1 protein-coding gene is annotated in these 379 nt (G+C 40.1%); it reads left to right on the top strand.

All coding sequences use genetic code 11. From position 1 onward, the window contains the following. Positions 1–35 precede the first annotated feature (35 nt). A partial coding sequence (locus DRW42_RS29530; RefSeq protein WP_425273529.1) for a transposase occupies positions 36–379 on the top strand: 344 nt, incomplete at its 3' end.

The raw sequence follows: 379 nt of genomic DNA, 5'->3' as shown, positions 1-379 counted from the left end.
ATGGCTCCACTGTTGGACTACCGCCTTCCAGACAGATAAAAGACTTTTTTGGAATCTATTCGGAGAAAGCTGGCAGTGTAAAGAGCTGTTTAGCACAGATTTTTATGTTTTATGATGTTTTTAGCGGGGCTATTCTTTCCAAAATGATATCAAAGATGGAGAAAACGGAAAAAACACTTTTTAATACATGCATTGAAGAACTGCCAGCCTGTAAATCCATAGTTATTTTAGATCGGGGCTTCGGGTACTTTCATATCTGCAAAAACCTTTACAGGGCAAAACAGAATTTCTGCATCAGGATAAGCACAGCCCAGTCCTGTTTTGCAAAACGGATAACCCAAGAGACTCGGACCGACTTTATAACAGAATGGGATCCAAG

The sequence above is a fragment of the Pedobacter miscanthi genome (assembly GCF_003315595.1).
Classification (GTDB): Bacteria; Bacteroidota; Bacteroidia; order Sphingobacteriales; family Sphingobacteriaceae; genus Pedobacter; species Pedobacter miscanthi.
This window is presented reverse-complemented; position numbering and strand designations above follow the sequence as displayed.